A 23,860-nucleotide genomic window follows, 5' to 3' on the forward strand; every position below is an offset into this window, starting at 1 on the left:
GGCGGACACGCACCTGTGCAGGCGTCCGCCTTTTTCAAGAGGTTTAAAGCTTGATCCAGGTTGCCTTGAGTTCGGTGTATTTATCGAACGCATGCAATGACTTGTCTCGACCGTTGCCCGATTGCTTGAATCCGCCAAAGGGCGCGGTCATATCACCGCCGTCGTATTGGTTGACCCAGACACTGCCAGCCCGAAGGCCTCTGGCAACGCGGTGAGCCTTGCTCAAATCCCGCGTCCAGACGCCTGCGGCCAAGCCGAAGATGCTGTCGTTGGCGATGCTCAACGCTTCTTCAACGGTGTCGAAGGTGATAACCGATAGCACCGGGCCGAAGATCTCTTCCCGGGCAATGGTCATCGCATTGGTCACGCCATCGAAGAGTGCCGGCTCGACGTACAGCCCACCGGTTTCCTCAAGGATTCGATTGCCGCCTGCGAGCAGCCGGGCGCCCTCCTCCTTGCCGACTTCGATGTACCTGAGCACGGATTCAAGCTGGCGCCCATCGACCACGGCACCAACGGTCGTCGCCGGGTCCAGTGAATGCCCGGGCGTCCAGGCTTTGAGCGCGTCGACCACCATCGGAATGAACTGATCCTTGATTGACCGCTCGACCAGCAACCGTGAACCCGCCGTACACACTTCGCCCTGGTTGAAGGCAATGGCACCGGCCGCCGCCTGCGCCGCAGCATACAAATCGGGCGCATCGGCAAAGACAATGTTGGGGCTTTTGCCACCCGCCTCGAGCCACACACGCTTGAGGTTGCTTTGCCCGGCATAGATCAGCAGTTGCTTGGCGACAGCGGTAGAACCGGTAAACGCCAAGACATCGACATCCGCATGCAGCGCCAGCGCCTTGCCTACCGTGTGACCGAAGCCCGGCAGCACGTTGAAGACACCCTTGGGTATCCCCGCCTCCAGCGCCAGCTGGGCAATCCGGATCGCCGACAGTGGCGACTTCTCCGACGGTTTGAGAATAAAGGAGTTGCCTGCGGCCAGCGCTGGCGCAAACTTCCAGCTGGCCATGATCAACGGGAAGTTCCATGGCACGATCGCTGCCACCACGCCCGCTGGCTCCCGGGTAATCAGCCCAAGCTGGTCCGCTGGCGTAGGTGCGACCTCGTCGTAGATTTTGTCGATCGCCTCGGCGTTCCATCGGATCGCATTGGCGGTCGCTGGCACGTCGATGGCCAGGGCATCGCTGATGGGTTTGCCCATGTCGAGGGTTTCCAGCAGCGCCAGCTCCTCTTTATGGGCGAGGATCAGGTCGGCGAAACGGATGAGAATCCGCTTGCGCTCTGCCGGCGCCAACCGTGACCACACGCCCGATTCGAACGCCCGGCGAGCAGCCTGCACCGCGAGGTCGGCATCGGCCACGTCGGTGCTTGCGACGGTCGCCAGAAAGCGCCCGTCGACCGGGCTATTGCTGTCAAATGTTTCGCCGCTGGTGGCCCAGCAGTATTGGCCGTCAATGAATGCCCGACCTTCAAGTGTGAGTGACTGGAAGTACTGCTCCCAGTCGCTGCGATTTTTGACCATTTTATAAACTCAACGCAGAGAATGTTGGCGAGTGTCAGACCGTGTGCAAGTACCAGTTGTACTCAAGGTCTGAAATGGAGTTCTCAAACTCGGCGAGTTCGCTCTCCTTGCACGCAACAAAAACGTCGATGTACTTGGGGTCGATATAGCGCGCCAGAATTTCGCTGTCATCCAGCTCGCGCAACGCATCGCGCAGGTTGTTGGGCAGGCTTTGCTCGTTCTGCTCGTAGGAGTTGCCTTCAACCGGTGGCCCTGGTTCGATCTTGTTGGTCAGACCGTGATGGATACCGGCAAGCACTGCTGCCATCAACAGGTACGGGTTGGCATCAGCCCCAGCCACCCGGTGTTCGATACGGACGGCATCAGGCGAACCCGTCGGTACTCGAATCGCTACCGTACGGTTATCGATCCCCCAGCTAGGCGAGTTGGGCACATAGAATTGCGCGCCGAATCGACGGTAAGAGTTTACGTTCGGGCAGAGGAAGGCCATCGAGGCCGGCAAGGTTTCCAATACGCCGCCAATGGCATGGCGCAGCGTCTCGCTCTGTTCCGGGTCGTCGCAGGTAAAAATGTTTTTGCCGTCTTTGTCCAAAATAGAAATATGTACATGCAACCCGTTACCCGCTTGTCCGGGATACGGCTTGGCCATGAAAGTGGTGTCCATTTCATGGTCATAGGCAATGTTCTTGATCAGGCGCTTGAGCAAGACTGCGTAATCGCATGCCTTGATCGGGTCGGCGACGTGATGCAGGTTCACCTCAAACTGCGCGGGCGCACTTTCCTTGACGATGGCATCCGCAGGAATACCTTGCTCCTTGGCACCTTCCAGAATGTCTTGCAGGCAATCGACGTATTCGTCCAGATCATCGATCAGGTAAACCTGGGTCGAATACGGACGTTTGCCGGAGATTGGTGAACGTGGAGACTGCGGACGACCGTTCACGTTCTCCTGATCAATCAGGTAGAACTCCAGCTCGAAGGCGGCGCAGATGGTCAGGCCCAGCGCATCGAATTTGCTGACGACCTGACGCAGGACTTCGCGAGGGTCGGCGAAAAACGGCTGCCCTTCGAGTTCGTGCATGGTCATAAGAAGTTGAGCGGTCGGGCGTTTTTGCCAGGGTTCGTCGCAGAGGGTATCGGGGATCGGATAACAGATTCGGTCGGAATCACCGATATCCAGACCCAGGCCTGTGCTTTCCACCGTAGAGCCGTTGATATCCAGGGCAAACAGGGAGGCCGGCAGGTTGATGCCTTTCTCGTAGACCTTGTGGAGACTGGTGCGCTCGATGCGTTTGCCACGCACCACGCCGTTCATGTCCGCAATCAGCAGGTCAACGTACAAAACCTCAGGGTGTTTCTTAAGGAATGCGTTCGCTTCATTGAGCTGAACGGCACGCAGGGGTACCGACATGTTAAAACACCTTTTTATTGTTAATAATAATATTCACCGCCCTTTCACACCCCCAGTCAATCCGAAAGGATTTAGGAAGTCAATGGGGATTATTCGCGAAATATTGAACACTAGAGACCGTTCGTGCGAAATTTTTTACAGAATGGTTGTTAATTAAAATCAACATAGCTAAGCTCCGGAAAAGCCCGTTCAAGTGCAATTTCGAGGTGAATAAAAATGGCAACCAAGCCATTGGTCGGTGTGACTGCATGCGTTAAAGATATCGGACTGCATGCCTACCATGTCAGCGGAGACAAGTACTTGCAGGCTGTGTGCATTGCCGCGCAAGGACTCCCAGTGATTCTTCCATCCCTGGCGGAGCTGACCGATATAGACGGGCTGCTCGAGCATTTGGATGGCCTGTTGTTTACCGGCTCGCCCTCCAACGTCGAGCCGTTCCACTACCAGGGCGCGCCGAGCGAAGCGGGCACTGCCCACGACCCTCTGCGTGACCGCACTACCCTTCCCCTATTACGCGCAGCAGTCGCTGCGGGCGTTCCAGTGCTCGGCATTTGCCGGGGTTTCCAGGAAATGAACGTGGCGTTTGGCGGCAGCCTTCACCAAAAAGTGCATGAGACCGGCACGTTCATGGATCATCGCGACGCCGACGATTCAAGCCTCGAAGCCCAGTACGCGGCCTCCCACGCCGTGCATGTTCAACGCGGCGGCGTGTTCGAAACACTCGACCTGCCCTCCGTTATCCAGGTCAATTCAATTCATGCTCAAGGCATCGACAGGCTGGCGCCCGGTTTACGGGTCGAGGCCACCGCCAGCGATGGGCTGATCGAGGCGATTTCAATCGAGGGCAGCGATACTTTTGCCGTAGGCGTGCAATGGCACCCGGAATGGCAGGTGTTATCGAACCCGCCTTACTTGCGTATTTTCCAGGCGTTTGGCGACGCGTGTCGGCAGCGCGCGGCGCTCCGACGCGTGCGCTGACGGCTTGAGCTCGACGGCACAAGACAACATTCAATGATCCAAACGTCACTGTGAAGTGGACCGTGCATCAGTACGTCCCTCACAGCGGCCGCCCGATAGTTATGAAAAAACAAGATGCAGCATTGGGCGGCAAGGACAGCTGCGCCGGATAAACCCACCTCAAGCGGGTTTGTCATCAACCCATTAAGTCCGGCCGTATTGGCCAGGCTACTAACACCTGTTGGGAGTTTCACATGGCAAACGCCTCCAGCATTTACAGGAAGGCTCTTGAAGGCAACCCGCGCTCTAAAAAAGTGCTGGTTAAAATTGATCGCGTAACCAAAAAGTTTGACGAGACGATTGCCGTGGACGATGTGTCCCTGGAAATCCATCAAGGTGAAATCTTCGCGCTACTGGGCGGTTCAGGCTCAGGCAAGTCGACGCTCTTGCGCATGCTGGCAGGCTTTGAGCGCCCGACCGAAGGGCGAATCTACCTCGACGGTGTAGACATCACTGACATGCCGCCCTACGAACGGCCAATCAACATGATGTTCCAGTCCTACGCACTGTTCCCGCACATGACCGTGGCCCAGAACATTGCCTTTGGGCTTAAACAGGACCGGCTTCCCAAAGCCGAGATTGATGCCCGCGTAGAAGAAATGCTCAAGCTGGTTCATATGAGCCAATACGCCAAGCGCAAGCCTCACCAACTCTCTGGGGGACAACGTCAGCGTGTCGCCCTGGCACGTTCGTTGGCCAAAAGACCCAAACTGCTGTTGCTCGACGAGCCAATGGGCGCACTGGATAAAAAGCTGCGTTCGCACATGCAGCTGGAATTGGTGGAAATCATTGAGCGAGTCGGCGTGACCTGCATCATGGTGACCCACGATCAGGAAGAGGCCATGACCATGGCCCAGCGCATCTCCATCATGCACCTGGGCTGGATTGCCCAGACCGGCAGCCCGGTCGATATTTACGAAGCGCCTGCCAGCCGCCTGGTGTGCGAATTCATCGGCAACGTGAATGCATTCGACGGTGTCGTCACTGAAGACGAGGAAGGTTACGCGATCATTCAGAGTCCGGACCTTGCACAAAGCATCTACGTAGGCCACGGGATCAGCACGTCAGTTGAAGACAAGACCGTCACCTATGCCCTCCGCCCGGAGAAACTGCTGGTAACAACGCTAAAACCCGACGCACGGTACAACTGGTCCAAAGGCACGGTTCACGACATTGCCTACTTGGGTGGGCACTCAGTGTTTTACGTAGAACTGCCCAGTGGCAAGATTGTTCAGGCATTCATGGCCAACGCTGAACGCAGAGGCGCGCGTCCGACCTGGGACGATGTGGTCTATGTCTGGTGGGAGGATGACAGCGGAGTGGTACTGCGCTCATGAACCCAATTACCAAGCGGATTCAGCGGTTGATACCGACCGGCCGTCAAATGGTCATCGGTGTTCCCTTCATATGGCTATGCCTGTTTTTCATGCTGCCGTTCTTCATCGTGATGAAGATCAGCTTTTCCGAAGCAGCATTGGCTATTCCACCCTACACAGATATTTACACCTTCGCCGAGCAGAAGTTTCAACTGCTCCTGAACCTGAGCAACTACACCCTGCTGGCGGATGATCAGCTGTACCTCTCGGCATACCTGGGCTCATTGAAAGTGGCCTTTTTCAGTACGTTGATGTGCTTGTTGATCGGCTTCCCGATGGCCTACGCCATTTCAAAAGCCCGCAAAGAAGCGCAGACCGTGTTGTTGCTGCTTATCATGATGCCGACCTGGACGGCCATCCTGATCAGGGTTTACGCCTGGATGGGCATCCTGAGTAATAACGGGCTATTGAATGCGTTTTTGCTGTGGACCGGTCTGATTCAGCAGCCCATAGAGATATTGAACACCAATACCGCCGTGTATATAGGCGTGGTGTACGCGTATCTCCCGTTCATGGTTCTGCCGCTGTTTGCCAACCTGGTCAAGCACGACCAGAGCTTGCTCGAAGCAGCGTCGGACCTGGGTTCAAGCACGTTCAATAGTTTCTGGAAAATCACTATGCCCATGGCCAGGAACGGCATCGTCGCTGGCTGCATGTTGGTGTTCATTCCCGTGGTCGGTGAGTTCGTCATTCCCGAGCTCCTCGGCGGGCCGGAAACCCTGATGATCGGCCGAGTATTGTGGCAGGAGTTTTTCAACAACCGTGACTGGCCTGTCGCCTCTGCGCTGGCAGTGATCATGCTCGCCATCCTGATCGTACCTATCGTGCTCTTCAACCGTAGCCAAGCCAAAGAGATGGAGGGACGGGCATGAACCGTTTCGGGTTTTCAAGATTGATGCTGGTGCTCGGCCTGATATTCATTTACCTGCCGATGCTGATTCTGGTCATCTTCTCGTTCAACGCCTCCAAGCTCGTTACCGTCTGGGGTGGATGGTCCATTCACTGGTATGCAGGTCTGCTCGACAACACGCAATTGATGGGGTCCGTCGCCAGATCACTTGAAGTAGCCTGCTACACCGCAGTGGCCGCCGTGGCACTGGGAACATTGGCGGCATTTGTCTTGACGCGGGTTACTCGCTTCAAAGGCCGTACGCTGTTTGGCGGCCTGGTGACAGCGCCTCTGGTCATGCCCGAGGTGATCACCGGCCTGTCGTTGCTGCTGCTGTTCATCGCAATGGCCCAGGCTATCGGATGGCCCGAGGAACGCGGCCTGATAACCATCTGGATCGCCCATACGACCTTCTGCTCTGCTTATGTAGCGGTGGTGGTTTCAGCACGCCTACGCGAGCTGGACCTGTCGATCGAGGAAGCGGCCATGGACCTGGGGGCGCGTCCCTGGAAGGTGTTTGCCTTGATCACCACCCCCATGATCGCACCGTCACTGGCAGCGGGCGGCATGATGTCCTTCGCCTTGTCTCTGGACGACCTGGTACTCGCCAGCTTCGTTTCGGGCCCAGGCTCGACAACCTTGCCGATGGAAGTTTTCTCCGCCGTACGTCTGGGGGTCAAGCCAGAGATCAACGCCATTGCGAGCCTGATCCTGCTGGCGGTCTCTTTCGTCACGTTCATGGTCTGGTATTTTGGCCGCAGGGCCGAGGCCAATCGCAAATGCGCGGTTCAAGAAGCCATGGAACAGACCGCGAACGAATCGTGGAAACAACCTGAGCAGCACAGGGCGGAGGCGCTTGCCTAGGCAGCCGGAGATCACAAAAAAACGCGGATAAGCATGCCTGCCAACGGCCGAGTCGGGTTATTCATCCGCGCTCCCAACGTTGGCAGGCGCTTCATCCTGAAGAGGTTGCGCCTCTGGAAGGGAAACTTCTCGCGCTACCGGTTCGGCCTTGACCGGCAGCGTATCGGTTTTGGCGAGACTGCCTTCGATATGTCCAGACAGGTGATAGACCGCTGCCATCACCCCGTTGCTGCGGTTCTCCATCAGACCAAGCCACTCCTCGTCAAAAGCAGTGTTCAGATCTTTCCGAAGCTGCGCTTCCATTTTCGGCCGTTCGCTCTCGTGCGCGACAGCCCCGATACCCGCCGCTCCGATGGAAATCAACATGCCTGCGACCCGACCGACTGCCGTGGCGACAGCGCTCGCAACCCCGCGAGGAGCGAGTTGAGCCTCCAATTGCTCGCTGACCTGTTTAGCCGATGACGATATACCGGCGTCCGACGGACCGACTCCCGCGCCACCCACGGCATTACGAATCTGGTCTACCAGGGCCACATAGGCCGGTAACGTGGTGATCGGATCGGCGTGGAGAATCTGGTAGAGCGAAGCGCTGGGGGCGGCTGGAGGCGCCAGGGCAATCGCTGGAATGCCTTTGAGCCGCTGGTCGAATTGATCGAGAGGGACACCGTAGCGCTGCGGGATTCCTCGAAGTTGCTCGCCGAGGAGCTGGACGTAGTATTTCGTCGCCTCCCCCATCACCTGGTCAGGATCGATTTCCTTGGCCACCGGGTCCAGCACGCGTTTGTGGTATTGCTCCTGCAGATAGGCAGCCAATCGGTTGGCGGCCGGATCGGTCTCTTTCCCGGAACTCACCTTGTACCAGGTCACCTTGACCGCCAGCCATTGCTGGGTCCAGTAGCTGGAAAACCATGGAATGAAGTTTTCCTCGGTGCGCTGATTGACCCGATCCCTCCAGGCTTCCATGGAGCCGCGCGCGTAGATTTTGACCTGTTCTGTCGCCGCTAGCGACGCGACGGCTATGTCCCCATCGACGTGCTGCCAGGCAGTCTCCGAGACCAGCACCGGAGGTGTTAGATCGGGCGTGCGATGTGGAATGGCGCAGCCTGCCAACACCACCATCAAGGCGACGATCAAGGCGACGATCAAGGAGCGCAGATTCAAGATCGCAGTACCCTAAAATAAATTCGACAGCGTTAGCACACCCGTTATGGGACCGGTGTATTGAGTATAGAAGAAGGTCTTCGCGAACAGGATTTGACGCCGAGGGCTGGTTTCACCAAGCTACTCGCCTCGAATTGCCCACCAGGTACACACTGCGTGATTGACCTCCGTTCTCATTGGCGCCGGCTTTTGCTATGCGCAATTCCCCTCATCGCCCTGCTGGCGGGTTGCGATGGCTACACCTCGAAAACCAAACCTCCTGCGGTGGCGACCTATGTCAGCACCGACTGGGACGATTTGCCCGCTGTCAGTGACAGCGACCTGCTGGCCGGCTTTAACGCGTGGTCTTCGGCGTGTGGGCGGCTGGCCAATGATCCCGTCTGGAAAAGTCCCTGCAGCGCAGCCGCTCAGCTGTCACCGACCCCTACGGCGATTCGCCAGTTCCTCAAGGAGCACCTGCAGGTGTATGGCCTGCGCTCGGCCGACCGCAGCAAGCTCGGTCTGATCACCGGTTATTACGAGCCCGTCTATCGGGGCAGCCTTGAGAGCAGCGCGCAAAATCCGGTGCCGGTACACGGCGTCCCCGACGACCTGGTGGTGGTCGCGCTGGACAGCCTTTACCCGGAACTCAAGGGCAAGCGTCTGCGCGGCCGCCTCGAAGGACATACCCTCAAACCCTATGACGACGCAGGCACCATCCAGCGCCAGGGTTTGAATGCCCCGGTACTGGCCTGGCTGAGCGACCCTATGGACCTGCAATTCCTGCAGATCCAGGGTTCCGGTCGCATCCAACTTGATAATGGCCAGCAACTGCGAATCGGTTACGCCGACCAGAACGGCTACCCCTACAAGCCAGTGGGACGCTGGCTGGTCGAGCAAGGCCAACTCAAGAAAGAAGAAGTGAGCATGGGACGGATCCGCGACTGGGCCGAGGCCAATCCAGATAAGGTTCCAGAATTGCTGGCGAGCAATCCCAGCTACGTGTTCTTCAGCCAACGCCCCGACAGCAACGAAGGGCCGCGCGGCTCGTTAAACGTACCTCTGACGGCGGGCTACAGCGTGGCGGTAGACCGCAAGGTCATCCCGCTGGGCAGCCTGCTCTGGCTATCCACCACGCGTCCGGACGGCAGCGCACTGGTGCGGCCAGTCGCTGCGCAGGACACCGGTGGGGCCATCGCAGGCGAAATTCGCGCCGACCTGTTTTGGGGCACCGGTACGGAGGCCGGCGAACTGGCAGGCAACATGAAACAGCAAGGGCAGATCTGGATGTTGTGGCCCAAAGGAATTACGTTGCCCGGCGCCCAATAATGGCTGATTCGAATTCGACCGCAAGAGTCGGAGTGTTCACAAAACGGAGTGCACCTAAGCTGAACTCAACGTGAATGCTGAGTAGAGAACGACATGAAAACCACAGCGCCTCCGCAGGCCAAAGGCAACGTAGCTGAAAATGACCCACGCTGGCTGGCAGTACTTGCCCGTGATCCGGCGGCTGACCAGCAGTTTGTCTACGCAGTGAAAACGACGGGGGTGTATTGCCGCCCCAGCAGCCCTTCCCGGCTGCCGCGAATAGAAAATGTCGAGTTCTTCGACACTGCCGAACACGCCAAAGCAGCGGGCTACCGCGCCAGTAAACGCGCGGCCGCCGATCAAACCTGGGTCGCCGAACACCATGCCGCCCTGGTCACCAACGCCTGTCAGATCATTGAGCAGGCCGAGACCGTACCCAACCTTAATCAGCTGGCCGAACACGTGGGCTTGAGTCCATTTCACTTTCACCGTGTGTTCAAGGCAGTTACTGGCTTGACGCCCAAGGCCTATGCCACGGCTCATCGTGCACGCAAAATGCGCGAGCAACTGGCGCGCGGCGGCTCGGTGACAGACGCGCTCTACGAGGCCGGTTTCAACGCCAACAGCCGTTTTTATGAGTCCTCTAACGGCGTTCTCGGCATGAAGCCGGGAGAATATCGGTCAGGAGGCGCCAACACCGACATCCGGTTTGCCGTGGGCGAGTGCTCATTAGGCGCGATCCTGGTGGCTCAAAGCGCGCGCGGTATTTGCGCCATTTCGTTAGGCGATGACCCCGAGGCGCTGGTGCGCGAGCTGCAGGACAAATTCCCGCGCGCCAACTTTATGGGTGCTGATCACGCGTTCGAGCAACTGATTGCCAAAGTGGTGGGGTTCATTGAAGCGCCGGCCATTGGTCTGGACTTGCCTTTGGACCTGCGTGGTACAGCGTTCCAAGAGCGTGTCTGGCAGGCACTCCGCAGCATTCCGGTCGGTACAACCGCCAGTTATGCAGAAATCGCCCTCATGATCGGTGCGCCGAAATCCTTCCGGGCGGTCGCTCAAGCGTGCGGAGCGAACCGCGTGGCCGTTGCGATTCCATGCCATCGGGTTGTACGTAGCGACGGCACAATTTCCGGTTATCGCTGGGGTGTGGAGCGCAAGCGCCTGCTGCTGGAACGTGAAGTTCAATGAGCACGCGCCCGTTTTGGGTCAAACGGCTTCGGCATGCCTGGGCAGAGCGATAGAAATCAACGCGGCGAGCACCACAAAAGCGCTCGATATCCACAAGCACGCAATCAGCCCATACACCTGGTAAATCCATCCAGAGAGGATTGTGCCGATCAAGCGACCCATGGCGTTGGACATGTAGTAGAAGCCCACATCCAGCGAGACACCGTCTTCCTTGGCGTAGGAGACAATCAGGTAGCTGTGCAGCGATGAGTTCACCGCGAACAGGGCACCAAAGACCATCAGCCCACCCAACAGAACGACGTGCTCGGATAAGCCGGTGTTCAACCCCAGGGCAATTGCACCTGGCAACACCGCCAGCGGAAGCGCCCAGAGAAAGGCCGCGCGCCCATCGGGCACACGCCCGTTTTTCTTGCCTGTGATGCTTGGCGCGAACGACTGCACGATGCCGTAGCCGATCACCCACGCAGCAAGAAAACCACCGACCTTCCAGACGTCCCAGCCAAAGACTGTACTGAGATAGACCGGCAATGCGACGACAAACCAGACATCCCGAGCACCAAACAAAAACATCCGCGCTGCCGACAGGATGTTGATTGCACGGCTCTTGGAAAGGATCTCCCGGAACTTGGGTTTGGCTTTAGCTTTGCCCAAGTCCTTCTTGAGTAAGATCAAACTGCTGATCCAGATCAGCCCCAACACGATGGCCATGGCCAGCACCGCGCCCTTGAATCCGATGGCTGCCAGCAAAGCACCGCCCAGAAAGAAACCGACGCCCTTGAGCGCATTCTTCGAGCCGGTGAGGATGGCTATCCACTGATAGAGCCTGCTCTGCTGTCCATCGGGCACCAGCAGCTTGATCGAACTTTTGGCACTCATCTTGTTCAGGTCTTTGGCAATCCCCGACAAGGCCTGGGCACCCATCACCCAAGGAATCGTCAGCCAGACCGATGGCACTGTCAGCATCAGCAGTGCCACGACCTGAATGGCCAAACCAATATTCATGGTTCGGTTCAGGCCCAAGCGGGCCCCAAGGTAGCCACCCACGAGGTTGGTGACCACACCAAAGAATTCATAGAACAAAAACAGCGCCGCAATCTGAAGCGGGCTGTAGCCCAGCGCATGAAAGTGCAGTACCACCAACATGCGCAGCGCGCCATCGGTGAGGGTGAAGGCCCAGTAATTACCCGTGACGAGCAGGTACTGCCGCACTTCAGGAGCGAGGGCTGACAACGCGTTCATGATTGATCCTATCAAACAACAGATAAGTTATTGAAAAATAAAGCATAAATGTCGTTATATTTTCAGCTAAACGCAGATTCGTAGGAGCTGCCGAAGGCTGCGATCGCCCCAGTTTGCTGCGCGACAGCGCGGCGTTGAAGACGGGGCGGTATCGCCTATCAGACTGCCAAACCGACCATTTTCGCCAGTTCGACCGTACGGTTGGCATAGCCCCATTCGTTGTCGTACCACGCATAGATTTTTACTTGGGTGCCATTGATGACCATGGTCGACAGCGCATCAATAATCGAAGAACGCGGGTCGGTACGGTAGTCGATGGACACCAGTGGACGCTCCTCATAGCCAAGAATGTCTTTCAATTCATTCTCGGAAGCGTCCTTCAGCAGTTGATTCACTTCTTCTGCGGTCGTGGCGCGTTCGACTTCGAACACACAGTCGGTCAGCGAAGCGTTGGCCAACGGGACGCGCACGGCGTGACCATTCAGGCGTCCGCGCAGCTCTGGGAAAATTTCGGCGATGGCCGTGGCAGAGCCGGTGCTGGTCGGAATCAAGCTCATCCCGGAAGCACGCGCACGGCGCAGATCCTTGTGTGGCTGATCGAGGATGCTCTGGGTGTTGGTCAGGTCATGAATGGTGGTGATCGAGCCGTGACGAATCCCCAGCTTTTCGTGGATCACTTTGACCACCGGAGCCAGGCAGTTCGTGGTGCACGAAGCAGCGGTCACGATGCGATGTTGCGCAGGGTTGAACAGGTGGTGATTGACCCCCATCACAATGTTCAACGCCCCGCTCTCCTTCACCGGGGCACTGACCACAACGCGCTTCACGCCTTGGTCCAGGTAGCCCTGAAGGACCGCAACCGTCTTCATTTTGCCGCTGGCTTCGATCACCAGATCGCAGCCCGACCAATCGGTATCGGCAATCGCTTTATTGGCACTGACCTTGATCCGCTTGCCGTCGATGACAATGCACTCGCCCTCGGCACCGGCCTGGTACTGCCAGCGGCCATGCACGGAGTCGAAGTTGAGCAGGTGCGCATGCGTTGCCGCATCACCTGCCGGGTCGTTGATTTGCACGAATTCAAACTCTGGCCAACTCCAGGCAGCTCGCAGCGCGAGGCGACCGATCCGACCGAAACCATTAATGCCAACTTTGATAGCCATGTCTTTGCTCCTTGTAACTGATGTCAGTGGGGGCCGATTTACGCGTATCGAACTGGCCGAATATCGGTTATCACACGGTAAAACTGTCCTCAGATAGAACGCTGATTAACCCGGTCCATGAGTGCTTCCGCCGACTCTTTACGCTCGGAATAGCGGTCAACCAGATAGTCCTGGCGGTCGCGCAGCAGCAGCGTGAATTTCACCAACTCCTCCATCACGTCGATGACGCGGTCATAGAAGGGAGAGGGTTTCATGCGACCGTTCTCGTCGAACTCCAGATAGGCCTTCGGTACGGACGATTGATTGGGGATGGTGAACATCCGCATCCAGCGCCCGAGTACCCGCAGTTGATTGACCACATTGAACGACTGAGAACCACCACACACCTGCATGACCGCCAGGGTTTTACCCTGGGTCGGACGGACTGCGCCCATGGCCAGAGGCACCCAGTCGATCTGTGCTTTGAACACGGCACTCATTGAGCCGTGGCGCTCGGGTGAGCACCAGACTTGCCCTTCCGACCACAGCACCAGTTCGCGCAGCTGTTGAACCTGCGGGTGGTCATCGGCCACGTCATCGGGCAATGGCAAGCCTGATGGATTGAAAAGCCGTGTTTCGGCGCCCATGCGTTGCAGCAGGCGAGCAGCCTCCTCTACCAGCAAGCGGCTGAAGGAGCGCTCACGCGTCGATCCATACAGCAGCAGGATGCGTGGTTTATGGGTGGATTTAAGCTCGATCCCCAGTTTGTCTGCCGAAGGTAATTCAACCAATTCGGCGTCGAGTTGGGGGATGGGGTCGTCATACATAGTCGTTGTCCTGCGCAGCTGCGCTCTTGGGTTCATCAAACCAGCGGCGTTTAAGCCACAGCGCTACACCCACTAAAGAAATCAGTACCGGCACTTCCACCAGTGGGCCAATTACCGTGGCGAAAGCAACCGGGGACGCCAGGCCGAAGGTGGCGATGGCCACCGCAATCGCAAGTTCAAAGTTGTTGCTCGCGGCGGTAAAAGCCAGCGCGGTGGTGCGTGGGTAATCTGCCTTGAGCAGCTTGCCCATGCAGAAACTGAGAAAGAACATCACCACGAAGTAGATCGTCAGCGGGATCGCAATGCGCAATACATCTAGCGGCAATTGCAGCACCTTGTCGCCCTTGAGGCTGAACATGGCGACGATGGTCAACAGCAATGCCACCAGGGTCAGCGGGCTTATTTTTGGGATAAAGCGCTCTTGATACCAAGCGTTTCCTTTACGGGCGATCAGGATCTTTCGGGTCAGAAAACCGGCCAGGAATGGCACACCCAGGTAGATCAGAACCGACTCGGCAATGCTGATGAAGCTGGTCTCGATGACACTGCCTTGCAACCCGAACAGTGGCGGCAGGAGGCCAAGGAACACCCAGGCATACAGACTGAAGAACAGGATCTGGAAGATGCTGTTGAAGGCCACCAATCCGGCGACATATTGATTGTTGCCGCCTGCGATCTGATTCCAGACCAGCACCATGGCGATGCAACGTGCGAGGCCGATGAGAATCAGCCCGGTCATGTATTCCGGCTTATCGCTCAGAAAGACAATGGCCAAAACGAACATCAATACCGGCCCGACGACCCAGTTCTGGATCAGAGACAAGGCAAGGATGCGCTTGTCTTTGAAGACCTCTGGCAGCTCTTCATAACGAACCTTGGCCAGGGGCGGATACATCATGACGATCAAGCCGATGGCAATCGGGATATTGGTATTGCCCACAGACAGACTGTTGAGCCACTGCGGCCAGCCTTCGAACAGGCTCCCCAGCCCGATGCCGAACGCCATGGCCAAGAAGATCCACAGGGTCAGGTACCGATCCAGGAAGGAAAGGCGACTTTTACTCATGTTCATATCTCCTGCTTTAAGCGTGTCGATCAGAACGGGCTCACCTTGAGCTGTTCGGCACTCAACATGGACGGATCAGCAGCACGCTGCGGCGCGCGCCGGACGGTCGCCCATTTCATCAAGACGTTTCGCATCAGTACTCAACCACTGCTTGTTGGCGTCCAGCACGGTGGTCAAAACGCCGTGCACCCAATCAGGCAGGTTCGGGTGCAGACGGTAATACACCCATTGCCCTTGCCGCCGATCCGCCAGCAAGCCGCAGTTGCGCAGTTGCGCCAAGTGCCGGGATACCTTGGGCTGACTCTCGTTGAGCGCGCAGGTCAGCTCGCAGACGCAGAGTTCACCCTCACGAGTGACCAGCAACATCATGCGCACCCGGTTGTCGTCAGCCAGGCATTTAAAAACAGTGGTCGGTGTCAGAAGGTCGGCCATTGCTGCTCTCTGAATGTGGATGTCACCAAGAGGAACAAGACTCGGGCGTTGGCGGTCATGCCGAGGTCTTAGCTCATATACGATTTTTCGAATATATGGTTTTTCGCATATGGCGTAAAGCGAATATGTAAAAAAATTCATGTGCAGGGGAACAGGGCGAAATGCGGGGCGCTCTAGGATGTGCTCGAGCCTAACGCTCAAGCCGGCAAACATTCTTGCTGGCAAAACCCGAAGTGTGGAGAGTTCCCCATGAAAACCCTTAAAGCGTTGTTGATCGTTGCCCTGATGGGTGCGTCTGTTACAGCGATGGCCGAAGGTGGTGGCGACCGTGTAATGGCCCAGATGGTCGCTGCACGAGACGCCTCGATGGCACATTACCAGCAGTCTGAACATGCCCAGGCCGTAGCGAGTACTCAGAAAGCGAGCTCTAGCGAAGTAGAACACTCGAACTGACAGTGCTCTACCCGTCAATTCGACTGAGCAGCCGGATTATTCGCCATGCGCTTAACGTGTCATGGGATGCAACCGGACAACTGCGCAACGTATGTTTTAACCGAATCGCTTACTTGCCTTGTGGCAGTGGGACTCGGGAAACAGGGGCGACAAGACATCGCCTCAGGCCCGGGACTCTGGATTATTCTGGATGCCCGGCCCCATTTTGGCGGACCGGGTGCCTGGTCCGCCAAAGGGAACGGTAAATACCCTTCCAACTCCTCTATGACACTATTTCGTTCACAGAAGAGCTCACTTTAAACGGACTATAAATAACCTGTGTTCTGATCAATCACTTCCATTGCCGGCTGCATCTTCACCTGTATCAAGCCGATAACCCACGCCTGGAATGGTGAGAATCAGGGAGTGATCAAATCCTTCATCCAGTTTGCGTCGCAAGCGATAGATATGCTTATCGATCACGTTATCGTTGGGATCAAACTCATAGTCCCAGGCGCTCTCAAGCAACATCATGCGAGAAACAATCTCACCGCTATGACGCATGAGTTTTTCCAGGATCAAGGTCTCACGATAGGCCAGAGCGATCGTTCGTCCCTGACGCGTCGCCCGGCGCGCAGCGCAGTCGAGGTGAAGGTCTCCGACCTGAAGGCTGCGCGAAGGCCCAGGGTTTTGATCGTGGGTACGCAGCAAGGCATCCAGCCGGGCCAGGACTTCGACAAATGCGTAGGGTTTGCCCAGGTAATCATCGCAGCCGGCCTTTAAGCCTTCGACTCGCTGTTGAGTCGAGGCCAGTGCACTCAGCATCAGTACCGGCAATCGCATCTGCTGGCGGCGCAACTCACGGACCAGGGCCAGGCCGTCCATGCCCGGCAAGCTCCGATCGACAATCAACGCATCGTAGATACCCTCCAGCGCCATGGCCAGGCCACTTGGACCGTCGTCGGCAGCATCGACGATATGCCCACACTCCCCCAGCCCACGGACCAGATAACTTGCCGTGCGCGCATCGTCTTCGATCACCAGGATGCGCACGCAGACCTCAACGTCGTCGAAACTAAACTTTCTTTCATGTTGCCGCGACCTTTGCGTCTATGTCGATTTGGCACACTATGCCATTAACGGGGTCGAGAGCCAGTACCACGACCTAAAAGCCTCACCACAGAGCTCTGCATAACGCCTATGACTCATGTATTGGTCGTTGAGGATGACCCCGTCACCTCCCGCGAGATCGAAGCAGCCCTTCAGGATCATGGTTTTGACGTGACACTGGCCGAGAATGGCCGGGACGGTTTACTGCAAGCAATAAGCGATACATTCGACATTATTGTCCTCGACCGGATGCTCCCTGGCGCTCTCGATGGCTTGGGCATGCTCACCGCTTTACGCGCCTCAGGCATCACTACGCCGGTGCTGATACTCAGTGCTTTAAGTGCACTGGATGATCGAGTCAAGGGCCTGCGCGCGGGCGGGGACGACTATCTAACCAAACCATTCGAGTTCATCGAGTTGACCGCGCGCCTGGATGCACTCAGTCGTCGACGCATCGCGCAACCGGAACAGGATCGCGAGAACCGTCTGCGGGTCGGCAATCTAGACCTCGACTTGCTGCGCCGCTCGGTACGCCGGGGGGAACGGCAGATTGAGCTGCTGCCTCGTGAATATGCACTGCTTGAGTACCTGGTAAAACACGCAGGCGAGGTCGTGACGCGCACCATGCTGTTCGAAGCGGTGTGGAACTATAACTACGACGAGCGCACGAACGTCATTGAAGTGCACATCGGTCGCCTGCGCCGCAAAATCGATAGCGACGGCGAACCCCCCATGCTCCACACCATTCGCGGATCTGGCTATGTTCTCCGTTCACCTGAGTGAAATTCCGCGCACGATCAGCTTCCGTACAGCGCTCATGTTTTTGGCCCTGTTCGGTTGCTCGTTCTTCGCCTTATTCGGTTATATCTACTGGCAAACCACCGGTTATCTCATCGCTGAAGTGGACACGACCCTGTATCAAGAGATAGACCGCCGGAGTCAACAGCCTCCAGTCCTGCGCCAGCAGGAACTTCTCAAACATGCCGAGCAGGACCCCGACGGGCGACGCCCCTACACAGTGTTCAATGCACAAGGCAAACCCATCGCGGGAGCCTTACAGTCGCTGCCTGTATTCCGTGAATATGACAGACCCACTGAGTTTGTCTGGGATAAAACCAGCGGCCATAACAGACCTGTCCGTTTTATCGTCCATCGCTTGGAAGACGGCGCAACGCTGCTGATCGGACAGGACATCCACGATATTCGCGAGTTTGACGAACTGTTGGTCAATGCCCTGATCTCCGGGGGCGCACTGTTGCTGGTGGTAGGCCTGTTCGGCGCCATTGCGCTGGGCTTTTCCGCCCGCCGACGCCTGGACATTCTCAGTCGATCCATAAAAAAAATCGTCGAAGGCGACCTCAGTCGACGCCTGCCCACGCGCGGCAACCGCGATGACATTGATCGTATCGCCAGTGTGGTCAACGGCATGCTTGACGCTTTAGAGCGGCTGATGAGTGAAGTAAAAGGTGTCTGCGACGATATAGCCCATGATTTACGCACACCGCTTACCCGGCTGATCGCCGGACTGGAACGTGCACAGCGACGCGACCTGAGCAAAGAGGAATATGCCAGCGCCATTGATGTCGCCATTGAGGAGTCGAAGGGGTTGATGCAGACGTTCCGCGCACTGTTGCGTATTTCGGAAATCGAAGGCAGCGTCCGCCGTAGTCACTTCTCCCTGGTTGATCTCAATAAAATTGGCGCCGACGCTACCGAGCTATTCGAGCCGCTGACGGAGGAGCGCGGCATGACCCTTGAGTTCATTCCCAGCGCCAAGCCCGCGAATCTATCGGGAGACGCCCAACTGCTGTTCGATGCTGCGTGCAACCTACTCGACAACGCCATCAAGTTTTCGCCCGACAACAGCCGGATCCAGGTCAGGGTGATCGCCGATGCAACCCACAGCGGGATTAGCATCAGTGACAATGGCCCAGGCATACCGGAGGCAGAGCGTGAAGCCGTATTGCGCCGCCTTTACCGCTCCGAGTCCAGTCGCCACACCGCAGGCAATGGGCTGGGTTTAAGTATGGTTTCAGCGGTTGCCCGACTGCATGACATGACCCTAAAAGTTCATGATGCACAGCCCGGCTGCCGGGTTGATCTGATCGGGAAAGCACCCTCTGTTTAACGATTAAGCCTCGCTGCATAATTGATACATAACCTGCCTACCCCCGTGGAACGACCCGTTCTGCGTTTAGTGTGCACCCTCCAGGGCGATGGCACGTAGAATCGCGCCGTGGAACAGGTTCTTGAGGTTGCAGCGGTGGATCTAAAGCAGGGTTTTGTCCTGACCCGGCACTGGCGTGATACGCCCGCAGGCACGGAGGTCGGGTTCTGGTTGGCAACCAACGACGGTCCTCGGTATATCCGCCTGCCTTACCAGCCCTCGGTGGCCTTCATTCCTGCCGAGCAGCGCGAACAGGCCGAGTCGCTACTGCGCAGCGAGCGCGACATAGAACTCCGCCCGCTGGGCCTCTGCGATTTCCAGCACCGTCCCGTGCTGGGCTTATATTGCCAGCAGCATCGCCAGTTGATGAATATCGACAAACACTTGAGAAAGGCTGGCGTCGATGTCTTCGAGGCCGATATCCGTCCGCCGGAACGCTACCTGATGGAACGCTTCATTACCGCGCCAGTGTGGTTCGGCGGAGCGGCGGACGGCAACGACACAGTGCCTGACGCGCAACACATGAAACCCGCTCCGGACTATCGCCCCCGGTTGAAGCTGGTCTCCCTGGACATTGAAACCAACGCCCAAGGCGACCTGTATTCCATCGCGCTCGAAGGCTGTGGCGAGCGCCAGGTCTATATGCTTGGGCCTGCAAACGGCAAGGACGATGCTGTCGATTTCCTGCTGGACTATTGCGACACCCGGACTCAGTTGCTCGAGAGACTGAACCAGTGGCTTGCCCGGCACGACCCCGATGCGATCATCGGCTGGAACCTCGTGCAGTTCGACCTGCGCGTGTTACACGAACATGCTCAGCGCTTGCAGGTACCGCTGCGACTCGGACGCGGCGGCGACGTGATGGGTTGGCGCAAGCACGGCACCCGCAGCAACCACTACTTCGCGGCAGCCGCCGGGCGCCTGATTATCGATGGCATCGAAGCACTGCGTTCCGCGACCTGGAGCTTTCCATCGTTCAGCCTCGAATACGTCGCACAGACGCTGCTTGGCGAAGGCAAGTCCATCGACACCCCGTACCAGCGCATGGATGCCATCGACCGCATGTTCGCCGAGGATAAACCCGCCTTGGCGCGGTACAACCTGAAGGACTGCGAGCTCGTGACACGGATCTTCGCGAAGACCGAGCTACTGACATTCCTGCTGGAGCGTGCCACCGTCACGGGCTTGCCCACTGACAGCAGTGGCGGCTCGGTCGCCGCCTTTTCGCACCTCTATATACCTCAGATGCATCGACTGGGTTTTGTCGCGCCGAACCTTGGGGAGCGGCCGCCAGAAGCGAGTCCGGGCGGCTTCGTGATGGACTCGCGCCCCGGCCTGTATGAGTCGGTGCTGGTGCTCGACTACAAGAGTCTGTATCCATCGATTATCCGCACGTTCCTGATCGATCCAGTGGGGCTGGTAGAGGGCATGCGGCATCCCGGTGACAGCGAGTCGGTACCAGGCTTTCGCGGTGCGCGCTTCTCGCGGACCCGACATTGTCTGCCGGACATCGTGGCACGTGTTTCGCAAAGCCGGGAAGCGGCCAAGCTCGAACACAACAGCCCACTCTCGCAGGCGCTGAAGATCATCATGAACGCGTTCTACGGTGTACTGGGATCCAGCGGCTGCCGCTTCTTCGACCCTCGCCTGTCCTCATCCATCACGCTGCGCGGCCACGAAATCATGCGTAAGACGCGCGAATTGGTAGAGGCCCAAGGCTATGCCGTGATCTACGGAGACACCGACTCCACCTTCGTCTGGCTAGGGCACATCCATTCAGAGGAAGAAGCGGCACGCATCGGGCAGGCATTGGTGCAGCACGTCAATCTGTGGTGGCGCGACCACCTGCTCAGTGAGTTCGGGTTGGAAAGCGCGCTTGAGCTCCAGTTCGAGACACACTTCCGCCGCTTCCTGATGCCCACCATCCGGGGCGCCGAGGAAGGCAGCAAGAAGCGCTACGCCGGGTTGGTCACGCGTGCGGACGGCAGCCACGAAATGGTCTACAAGGGACTGGAAACGGTGCGCAGCGACTGGTCGCCACTGGCCCGCCAGTTCCAGCAGGAGCTCTACCTGCGCATCTTCAATCGGCAACCGTATCAGGACTATGTGCGCGACTATGTGCGCCGGACGCTGGCGGGAGAGCTCGATGAACTGCTGATCTATCGCAAGCGCCTGCGCCGTCAACTGGCCGACTACCAGCGCAACGTGCCACCGCATGTGCGTGCGGCGCGCCTCGCCGACGAATACAACGACCAACTGGGCAGACCGCGCCAATACCAGAACGGCGGCTGGATCAGCTACGTAATGACCGCCGGGGGCCCCGAGCCTCTGGAAACCCGGCGTACGGCGATCGACTACGACCACTACGTCACCCGCCAGCTGCAACCGGTGGCGGACGCCATTCTGCCCTTCGTGCAAGACGATTTCGCCACGCTGGTCGGCGGACAGCTCTGCTTGTTCTGATACTAACCAGCGGTCACGACTAAAACCTATATCCGGAAACTGCCCACCAACTGCTTAAGGCGACCCGCATGCTGTTCCAGGTCGGAGCAGGCACGCAACGTTGTCTGAAGGTTTTCCACCCCTTCCTGATTGAGGGTGTTGATCTCGGTGATATCGATGTTGATCGCCTCGACGACCGCAGTCTGTTCTTCGGTGGCGGTGGCGACCGACTGGTTCATGCCGTCGATTTCGCCAATGCGTTGGTTCACGCTGCTCAAACGCTCCCCGGCGAGGTTGGCGACGACAACGCTGTCCTGACTATGGCGCTGGCTTTCAGTCATCGTACTGACCGATTCGCGGGCACCGATTTGCAGCTCGTCGATCATTTTCTGAACCTGTTGCGCCGACTCCTGAGTGCGGTGCGCCAGGTTTCGAACCTCGTCGGCCACTACCGCAAATCCCCGTCCGGCTTCCCCTGCCCTCGCCGCTTCGATGGCCGCATTGAGCGCCAGCAAATTGGTTTGCTGAGAAATACTGGTGATCACTTCGAGAATCTGCCCGATGTTCACGGTTTTGCTGTTAAGCGACTCGATATTGCTGCTGGAGGCGCTGAGCATCTCGGACAATTGATTCATCGACTGAATGCTTTTATCGACCACCTGCTGACCTTCCTCGGCCAATTGCCGCGCATCGCTGGCCTGGCGGGAAGCTTGTGCCGCATTGCGAGCTATCTCCTGCGCCGCAGCACCCAATTCGTTGATCGCAGCTGCGACGCTGTGGGTACGATTGGCTTGTTCATCCGAGTTGAGCATGGATGAGTTGGAGGCGCTGACCACACGCGCGGCCACCTCGTTGAGATGATCAGTGGCCGACGACACTTCGCGGATTGAGCCGTGGATTCGTTCGACGAAGCGGTTGAACGCGGTACCCAGGATGCCAAATTCATCCTGAGTCTGGATGGTCAGCCGCTTGGTCAGGTCGCCTTCACCTTCAGCGATGTCCTGCAGGGTATGCGTCATTACATGCAAGGGCTTCATCAGCATACCGATCAGCATACCGAGCAACGCGATGATGATAACCACCGCAATGAGTGTCGCGACAATCGCAGAGGTCCGGAACTCGCTCAACACTCCGTAGGCCTTGTCTTTATCCACGGACAAGCCGATGTACCAGCTGACCGAGGACAGGCCTTTGATAGGGGTAAAGGTGACGATGCGGGTTTTACCGTCGACCTGGACTTCACTGATAGCGTCGCTGATCGGTGGCGTGTCTTTTGGGTAAATGTCTTTGAGGGTTTTCATCACAAAGGCTTTGTCCGGATGAACCAAGACTTTACCGTCCGCGCTGACCAGGAAGGCATAACCCATGCCGTCGAAATCCAGAGCGTTAATACTGTCGGCAATGGTTTTCAAACTCAAATCCCCACCGACCACTCCAATGTTTTGACCGGCCTTTTGCACGGCATCAACAACGGAAATCACCAGCTCGCCAGTTGCCAGATCAATGTAGGGCTCAGTCAGTGTCGAAACGCTGCTGCCTTGCGCACCTTTGTACCAAGGCCGTACGCGTGGGTCGTAGCCGTCCGGCATCTTACTGTCCGGCCGTATAGTAAAACTGCCATCCGAACCGCCGATGTAAACGCTCATAAAGCTGGAAATGAGCGCTTTCTGGCTGAGCACATTGCCCACATTCGTTACGTCGGGATTGAGGGCGGCCGATTGCGAGAGGTTTTCAATGAGCAGGGTCCGCCCATTAAGCCAGGTCTGAATATTGCGCGCCGTGGCGCTGCCCATCTCATGCAGGTGGTTCTTCAGATCACTGCGAATCGCATTGCGCTGCAGGTAGTCGTTGTACGAGGTAAAGAGTGCGAAGGTTGTAATCACGATCAGCGAAGCGGCCAGCAGAATTTTATGGCTGAAGCGCAAATGATTATTCATGGCGTGTAGTCCGGTCAGTCTTCATGACCAAGGGCGCCCTTTCTCCGAAAGAGCACGATATGGGCATTATTTTAGGGGGGGCAAACCGGTTATTCCTCCGTTCCCTTGAGGAGCATCCGCGTTCTTCAGTCTTTTCTGGGCTATCGCCTTTATATCGACAGTGATGGACTAAAGATTAATCAGAAATGTCGAAAACAATGCACAGCGCTCGCGAGCATTTAAATCTGGCTTTTCAGGTGCAAGCGCACACTAGTAACGTGCAGAAGCACGTTACTAAGCAGGGCTATAGGAGTCTTCGGGCAGATTGGGTACTGGCTGGAGAAACGAGCTCATAAG

General features: G+C 57.4%; 20 protein-coding genes and 1 pseudogene. 10 read left to right on the forward strand and 11 right to left on the reverse strand.

The window, feature by feature from the left end:
- Positions 1-43: 43 nt before the first annotated feature.
- Together AC1ME2_RS02085 and AC1ME2_RS02090 are read right to left on the reverse strand one after the other, a co-directional pair.
- Positions 44-1,534 carry an aldehyde dehydrogenase gene (locus AC1ME2_RS02085; RefSeq protein ID WP_480439027.1) on the reverse strand — a complete coding sequence of 497 codons (1,491 nt, stop codon included), beginning with the start codon at positions 1,532-1,534 and terminating at the stop codon, positions 44-46.
- A 34-nt stretch (positions 1,535-1,568) separates the two neighbouring features.
- Positions 1,569-2,945, reverse strand: a complete 1,377-nt coding sequence (locus tag AC1ME2_RS02090) for a glutamine synthetase family protein (RefSeq protein WP_480439029.1) — start codon at positions 2,943-2,945, stop codon at positions 1,569-1,571.
- Positions 2,946-3,161: 216 nt separating this feature from the next.
- Here AC1ME2_RS02090 and AC1ME2_RS02095 point away from each other — a divergent pair, with 216 nt between their 5' ends.
- From AC1ME2_RS02095 to AC1ME2_RS02110, 4 genes are all read left to right on the forward strand, one after another.
- Positions 3,162-3,923: a gamma-glutamyl-gamma-aminobutyrate hydrolase family protein gene (locus AC1ME2_RS02095; protein ID WP_480439030.1), complete on the forward strand. Its 762-nt coding sequence runs from the start codon at positions 3,162-3,164 to the stop codon at positions 3,921-3,923.
- Positions 3,924-4,156: 233 nt separating this feature from the next.
- Positions 4,157-5,299, forward strand: coding sequence for a polyamine ABC transporter ATP-binding protein (gene potA / locus AC1ME2_RS02100; RefSeq protein WP_480439031.1), 1,143 nt, complete (start codon positions 4,157-4,159; stop codon positions 5,297-5,299).
- 29 nt (positions 5,300-5,328) lie between these two features.
- A complete protein-coding gene (locus AC1ME2_RS02105; RefSeq protein WP_480441958.1) occupies positions 5,329-6,210 on the forward strand; it encodes an ABC transporter permease subunit in 882 nt (293 codons plus the stop codon).
- The gene (locus tag AC1ME2_RS02110; RefSeq protein ID WP_480439033.1) at positions 6,207-7,091 is read left to right on the forward strand and encodes an ABC transporter permease subunit; all 885 of its coding nucleotides are present in this window, start codon (positions 6,207-6,209) and stop codon (positions 7,089-7,091) included. Before AC1ME2_RS02105 ends, AC1ME2_RS02110 begins: the two co-directional genes overlap by 4 nt.
- Positions 7,092-7,148: 57 nt before the next feature.
- On the opposite strand, the gene AC1ME2_RS02115 is transcribed toward AC1ME2_RS02110, so the two are convergent.
- Entirely contained in the window at positions 7,149-8,252 is a 1,104-nt protein-coding gene (locus AC1ME2_RS02115) for a hypothetical protein (RefSeq protein ID WP_480439035.1), read from the reverse strand.
- A 156-nt stretch (positions 8,253-8,408) separates the two neighbouring features.
- On the opposite strand from AC1ME2_RS02115, the gene mltA reads away from it, so the two are divergent.
- A complete protein-coding gene (mltA, locus tag AC1ME2_RS02120) occupies positions 8,409-9,560 on the forward strand; it encodes a murein transglycosylase A (RefSeq protein ID WP_480439037.1) in 1,152 nt (383 codons plus the stop codon).
- Positions 9,561-9,653: 93 nt separating this feature from the next.
- Entirely contained in the window at positions 9,654-10,730 is a 1,077-nt protein-coding gene (gene ada / locus AC1ME2_RS02125) for a bifunctional DNA-binding transcriptional regulator/O6-methylguanine-DNA methyltransferase Ada (protein WP_480439038.1), read from the forward strand.
- Positions 10,731-10,748: 18 nt separating this feature from the next.
- On the opposite strand, the gene arsJ is transcribed toward ada, so the two are convergent.
- The 5 genes from arsJ to AC1ME2_RS02150 all read right to left on the reverse strand — a co-directional run bounded on the left by arsJ (position 10,749) and on the right by AC1ME2_RS02150 (position 15,436).
- Complete coding sequence (gene arsJ, locus AC1ME2_RS02130) at positions 10,749-11,969, reverse strand: organoarsenical effux MFS transporter ArsJ (protein WP_480439040.1); 1,221 nt, start codon at positions 11,967-11,969, stop codon at positions 10,749-10,751.
- A gap of 158 nt (positions 11,970-12,127) precedes the next feature.
- A complete protein-coding gene (locus AC1ME2_RS02135; protein WP_480439041.1) occupies positions 12,128-13,132 on the reverse strand; it encodes an ArsJ-associated glyceraldehyde-3-phosphate dehydrogenase in 1,005 nt (334 codons plus the stop codon).
- Positions 13,133-13,221: 89 nt separating this feature from the next.
- Positions 13,222-13,938 (reverse strand): arsenical resistance protein ArsH, encoded by a 717-nt coding sequence (gene arsH / locus AC1ME2_RS02140; protein ID WP_480439043.1) that lies wholly within the window; start codon positions 13,936-13,938, stop codon positions 13,222-13,224.
- Positions 13,931-15,004: an ACR3 family arsenite efflux transporter gene (gene arsB, locus AC1ME2_RS02145; protein WP_480439044.1), complete on the reverse strand. Its 1,074-nt coding sequence runs from the start codon at positions 15,002-15,004 to the stop codon at positions 13,931-13,933. Before arsB ends, arsH begins: the two co-directional genes overlap by 8 nt.
- 75 nt (positions 15,005-15,079) lie before the next feature.
- Positions 15,080-15,436 carry a metalloregulator ArsR/SmtB family transcription factor gene (locus AC1ME2_RS02150; RefSeq protein WP_480439046.1) on the reverse strand — a complete coding sequence of 119 codons (357 nt, stop codon included), beginning with the start codon at positions 15,434-15,436 and terminating at the stop codon, positions 15,080-15,082.
- 249 nt (positions 15,437-15,685) lie between these two features.
- On the opposite strand from AC1ME2_RS02150, the gene AC1ME2_RS02155 reads away from it, so the two are divergent.
- Complete coding sequence (locus AC1ME2_RS02155) at positions 15,686-15,889, forward strand: co-regulatory protein PtrA N-terminal domain-containing protein (RefSeq protein ID WP_480439047.1); 204 nt, start codon at positions 15,686-15,688, stop codon at positions 15,887-15,889.
- A gap of 327 nt (positions 15,890-16,216) precedes the next feature.
- Here the strand turns inward: AC1ME2_RS02155 and AC1ME2_RS02160 are convergent, their stop codons facing one another.
- Positions 16,217-16,921, reverse strand: a complete 705-nt coding sequence (locus AC1ME2_RS02160) for a response regulator transcription factor (RefSeq protein WP_480439048.1) — start codon at positions 16,919-16,921, stop codon at positions 16,217-16,219.
- 147 nt (positions 16,922-17,068) lie between these two features.
- On the opposite strand from AC1ME2_RS02160, the gene AC1ME2_RS02165 reads away from it, so the two are divergent.
- The 3 genes from AC1ME2_RS02165 to AC1ME2_RS02175 all read left to right on the forward strand — a co-directional run bounded on the left by AC1ME2_RS02165 (position 17,069) and on the right by AC1ME2_RS02175 (position 21,608).
- Positions 17,069-17,761, forward strand: coding sequence for a response regulator transcription factor (locus tag AC1ME2_RS02165; protein WP_480439049.1), 693 nt, complete (start codon positions 17,069-17,071; stop codon positions 17,759-17,761).
- Positions 17,739-19,106 carry a sensor histidine kinase gene (locus AC1ME2_RS02170; RefSeq protein WP_480439050.1) on the forward strand — a complete coding sequence of 456 codons (1,368 nt, stop codon included), beginning with the start codon at positions 17,739-17,741 and terminating at the stop codon, positions 19,104-19,106. Before AC1ME2_RS02165 ends, AC1ME2_RS02170 begins: the two co-directional genes overlap by 23 nt.
- 135 nt (positions 19,107-19,241) lie before the next feature.
- Positions 19,242-21,608 (forward strand): DNA polymerase II, encoded by a 2,367-nt coding sequence (locus tag AC1ME2_RS02175; RefSeq protein ID WP_480441959.1) that lies wholly within the window; start codon positions 19,242-19,244, stop codon positions 21,606-21,608.
- A 26-nt stretch (positions 21,609-21,634) separates the two neighbouring features.
- Here the strand turns inward: AC1ME2_RS02175 and AC1ME2_RS02180 are convergent, their stop codons facing one another.
- Together AC1ME2_RS02180 and AC1ME2_RS02185 are read right to left on the reverse strand one after the other, a co-directional pair.
- Positions 21,635-22,399, reverse strand: a complete 765-nt coding sequence (locus AC1ME2_RS02180) for a methyl-accepting chemotaxis protein (protein WP_480441960.1) — start codon at positions 22,397-22,399, stop codon at positions 21,635-21,637.
- Between the two features lie 93 nt (positions 22,400-22,492).
- Positions 22,493-23,524 (reverse strand): annotated as a pseudogene (locus AC1ME2_RS02185) (HAMP domain-containing protein); the annotation flags it as partial.
- Positions 23,525-23,860 lie beyond the last annotated feature (336 nt).

Source organism: Pseudomonas sp. ASL9, from assembly GCF_056680335.1.